This window comes from Seohaeicola nanhaiensis, from assembly GCF_042654245.1.
Lineage (GTDB): Bacteria > Pseudomonadota > Alphaproteobacteria > Rhodobacterales > Rhodobacteraceae > Seohaeicola_A > Seohaeicola_A nanhaiensis.
Genome location: NZ_JBHSGI010000014.1, coordinates 1 through 4,453 on the forward strand (window position 1 = coordinate 1; position 4,453 = coordinate 4,453).

The following is a 4,453-nucleotide window of genomic DNA, read 5'->3' on the forward strand; positions in this document are numbered from 1 at the left end:
AGGATGAATCACAGATCAGCCCTCAAGGGAATCCATTCCGATTCAGGTTTTGCGTCGGACGCTTTAGGATGTAGCGTTTGATATTATTGCAGCCGGAGCCCTGCAATTTCGAGCTGCGATATGAAGTCCAGAAAGCCGTCCCCGGAACAGGATGATCTGCTTCGGACACGATTGGTCGAGATGATCGACATGCGCCACGAACTTGTGAAGCTCGCCGCCCTGATCGACTGGGAGGTCTTCGAGCGGGAATAGGCCGGGCTCTTCTATCTCCAGCACGCGTTCCGACTATCCGATGAAGCCGTCGTGGCGAGGTGGGCGGAGAACCCATACTGGCAGCATTTCTGCGGCGAGACGTACTGTCAGCATCATCCACTGATCCTTCATCCATGACGCGCTGGCGCAACCGCATTGGCGAGGAAGGTGTGGAGTGGCTGCTGACCGAGACGATCAAGGCAGGACAGCGCGCCGGGACGGTGCAGGACGATCATCTGAAGAAGATCACCGTCGACACCACGGTGATGGAAAAGAATATCGCACACCCCACCGATGCCCGACTTTACGAAAACATCGCGGCGCAAGTTGGCCGGGTTGGCCCGTGAGGCTGGCATCCGCCTGCGGCAGAACTACAACCGCCTCGGCCCCCGGCTTTGCGGACAGGTCGGTCGCTATGCTCACGCCCGGCAATTCAAGCGGATGCGCAGGGCGCTGCGTCGGCTCAAAGGCTTTACTGGCCGTGCTATGCGGGACATAGAACTGCAGATGGACAAGGTGGTTGACGGGCCACTGAAATCGCGCCTGCAAGATCTGATGGTGCTGGTGAACAGGTTGCTGGCGCAGAAGCCGAAGGACCACCGAAAGCTCTACAGCCTGCACGAACCGGCGGTGAGCTGCATCTCAAAAGGAAAGGAGCACAAGCGCTATGAGTTCGGCACGAAGGTCTGCGTCGTCACCACCACCTAAGGCGGTTTTGTCGTCGCCATGCGGTCGCTTCCAAGCAACCCTTATGACGGCCACACCCTGCACGAGGCGCTGGAGCAGGTGGAAATCCTGACGGATCAGCGCCCGCAGATGGCCTTCGTCGATCGCGAGTACCGTGGCCACGGCGTGGAGAATGTGAAGGTCTTCATCAGCGGTGCTCGGCGCGGCGTCACCAGAACCATCGCCAAGTTCCTATGACTACGAAGCGCCATCAAGCCGATGATCGGCCACATGAAAAACGACGCTCGGCTGACCCGATGCCCACTCAAGGGAACGACTGGCGACACGTCCCGACGGCCGGTCATTGTGATCCTTCTATCTACTTGCCTGTCCAATTTGGCTTGCGTTTCTCCAGAAAGGCCGAGAAACCCTCGCGCGCGTCCTCGGTTGTGGCGATGCGGGGCAACATGGTTTCGGCAAAGCGGAACTGTTGCTCGATCGTCATGTCCTGCATTGCATGGTAGGAATACTTTCCCAAACGGACCGCCGAGGGAGACCGGGCGATGATCTGGCTGGTCAGTTCATCCACCTTGGTATCGAGCGCTTCCGGTTCCGTCACATAGTTGACGATACCGTATTCCAGCGCCTGCTCTGCGCTCCATGGTTCGCCTGTGATATACATTTCCAGCAGACGGCGACGCGGGATCACCCGCATCATCTGCGGCATGATCATCATCGGGAACAGACCGATCTTGACCTCTGGGGTGGCGATCCTGGCAGTGCTGGCCATGATGGCGATGTCGCAGGCGCAGACAAGCCCGGCCCCGCCGCCCATGGCGTGACCATTGATCCGGCCGATGATCGGCTTGTTACAATTTTCCATCAGGGTAAACAGGCGGACGACGAAATGTCCCGGCTGCGAGATGTCGCCGGTAAACGGTCCGCCATCCTTGCCTGCCTTGAGGTCTCCCCCCGCGCAGAACGCGCGGTCCCCGGCGCCGGTCAGCACGATGACAAGCACGTCGTCATTCGCCTGAGCCTCCTCGAATGCCGCGATCAGTTCCGTCACGGTTGCCACGTTCAGCGGATTGCGTTTTTCCGCATTATCGATGGTTATTCTCGCAACACCGTTGCTGACTTCCAGCAAGACGTTCTTGTCAGGCATATTTTTCTCCACTCTTAGCTTCCTTTCGCAGGCGTCGCTCTCTTGCCGAATCCCTTACGTCCTGAAGACACCGTAGTGCGGCGCGTTGGGGGCCACACCGGCTGCGCAGGTCAACGCGATCCCGAGCATGTTGCGCGTATCCAGCGGGTCGATGATTCCATCGTCATAAAGCCGCGACGTGAACCAATAGGCCGAGGTTTCGTTTTCCGCCTTAGCGCGCACCCGGTCGCGCAGTTCCTGCACCGAACCCCCGTCGAGGTCGGGATCGGCGCGGCGCATCTGTGCCAGCTTGACATCGCCAAGCGTGCGCGCGGCCTGTTCCGGCCCCATCACCCCCATCTGCGCATTTGGCCACGACATAATAAGCCGCGGATCCCATGCCCTCCCGCACATGCCGTAATATCCGGCACCAAAGGCACCCGATGTCAGCACCGTCAGCTTAGGCACCTCTGACCCGGCTTGCGCCATCAGCATCTTGGCCCCGTCCTTGGTGATGCCGCGTTCTTCGTATTCGCGGCCGATCATGTAACCGGTGGTATTCTGAAGAAAGATCAGCGGTGTCCCGGTCTGGTTGCAGAGCTGGATGAAATGCGCCGCCTTCAGGGAACTGTCGTTGAACAGCACGCCGTTATTGCCCAGAATCCCGACCTTGCAGCCCCAGATGCGCGCATAGCCGGTCACCAGGGTGATGCCGTAATTCGGCTGGTATTCGTGAAACCGCGAGCCATCGACAATGCGGGCGATGACCTCGCGCATGTCGAAACGGACACGGTAATCCGTCGGAACGATCCCGTAGATTTCCCTCGGGTCATAGTAGGGTTGTTCGGGGGTGTCCCAATTGAAGGCGCGAGGTTTGCGCGGGAACGTACCGACGATCTCGCGCGCCAGGATGATACCGGCCTCTTCGGAATCGACCGGATAGTCACCGGTACCCGAAATCGAGGTATGCATGTCGGCGCCGCCCAGGTCGTTGACAGAGACTTCTTCGCCGGTGGCGGCCTTTACCAGCGGCGGCCCACCAAGGAAGATCGCGCCAGTGTCGCGCACGATGATGGTATGTTCGCACAGCGCCGGCACATAGGCACCGCCCGCCGTGCAATGCCCGCAAACGATGGCAACCTGCGGGATGCCTTTTTTTGACAGGATGCACTGATTGCGGAACACCCGCCCGCCGGGGGCGAAAACGCCCGACATTTCTTCGAGATAGCCGCCCGCGCTGTCGCAGAGATGCACGACGGGCAGTTCGTTTTCCAACGCGAATTCCAGTGCGCGCACGATTTTTGGTACCGACATCGGATACCAGGCACCGCCCTTGTTGGTGCTGTCGTCGGCGTGGATGACCACCTCGCGCCCGGAAATCACGCCGACCCCGGTGATGATGTTGGCACCCGGTGCCTGGCCGTCATAAAGATCGTTCGCGGCCAGGCTGGAAAATTCCAGGAATGGCGTGCCGGGGTCCAGAAGCAGATCCAGCCGCTGGCGCACCAGAAGCTTGTTCTGCCGCTTCAACCGGGCGAGATCGCGCTGGGGACGGTCATGACGCGCCTTGTCCTGCATTTCGTGAAACCGCTTCACGACCTCCTGCATTCGGGCTGCGGCCATTTTGAACTCCGCCGAATCCGGGCGGATATGGGTTTCCATCCGTCTCATTAGACCGTCTCCTCCCGCGGTTCCAGACGCAGCAAGACCTCCTTGCCGCCGAAACTGGCCCCCGTCGCGAACGGCACCTCAGCAACGATGCCGTCGCGCGGGGCCGTGATCGTGGTTTCCAGCTTCATGCTTTCGATCACCAGCAGCGGCTGACCTTCCGCCACCGCGTCACCGGGTGCCACGGAGATCGACACCACTACACCGGGCATCGGCGCGATCATCTGGTCCTGCGACGCACCGCTTCCGACGTTGCCGAGGGATTCGGCCGGATCGATCCGGCCAATTTCATAGGCACGGCCATTGACGTGGATGAATGTTGCCTCTTCGCCAACGGCGATGCGCATCGGGATGCGGGTGCCGCCCAGCACGAGCGTATAGGCACCCCTCCCAGCCGTTTCTTCAAGAGCGCAAGGAATTTCGCGCTCATCCATATGCAGGACATGGGTCCGGGCTGTTGCGGCCAGCCAGACCGGGATGTCCACCTCGTTGATCTCTAGAATGCGGCGCATCAGTTTCTCCAGTTCCCCATCATCCGGTAGATTTCCGGCACGCTTTCCACCGCTTTCACCAGGCGCGCATCCGAAAGCACGGTGGCGGCCGCCAGAATGTCGGTGCTGACAGCGTCGCGATCCTGCTTCAAAGCCTGCGATTCCTCGGCTAGAAACCCGGTTGAAACATCGCCCGACGCAAAATCGGGATGTGCAAGGATCGCGTCCAGAT

General features: G+C 60.2%; 3 protein-coding genes and 2 pseudogenes. 1 reads left to right on the plus strand and 4 read right to left on the minus strand.

Annotated features, from left to right (window positions below; translation table 11 throughout):
- Window positions 1–120: 120 nt before the first annotated feature.
- Window positions 121–1,263 (plus strand): annotated as a pseudogene (locus ACFO5X_RS13090) (IS5 family transposase); the annotation flags it as partial.
- A 34-nt stretch (window positions 1,264–1,297) separates the two neighbouring features.
- Here ACFO5X_RS13090 and ACFO5X_RS13095 read toward each other — a convergent pair.
- The 4 genes and pseudogenes from ACFO5X_RS13095 to ACFO5X_RS13110 all read right to left on the minus strand — a co-directional run.
- A complete protein-coding gene (locus ACFO5X_RS13095; RefSeq protein WP_274557810.1) occupies window positions 1,298–2,083 on the minus strand; it encodes an enoyl-CoA hydratase-related protein in 786 nt (261 codons plus the stop codon).
- 54 nt (window positions 2,084–2,137) lie between these two features.
- Window positions 2,138–3,733 (minus strand): acyl-CoA carboxylase subunit beta, encoded by a 1,596-nt coding sequence (locus ACFO5X_RS13100; RefSeq protein ID WP_274557812.1) that lies wholly within the window; start codon window positions 3,731–3,733, stop codon window positions 2,138–2,140.
- Window positions 3,733–4,242: an acyl-CoA carboxylase biotin carboxyl carrier protein subunit gene (locus tag ACFO5X_RS13105; RefSeq protein WP_380717922.1), complete on the minus strand. Its 510-nt coding sequence runs from the start codon at window positions 4,240–4,242 to the stop codon at window positions 3,733–3,735. Before ACFO5X_RS13105 ends, ACFO5X_RS13100 begins: the two co-directional genes overlap by 1 nt.
- Window positions 4,242–4,453: pseudogene (locus ACFO5X_RS13110) on the minus strand (biotin carboxylase); the annotation flags it as partial. The pseudogene ACFO5X_RS13110 and the gene ACFO5X_RS13105, both read right to left, overlap by 1 nt.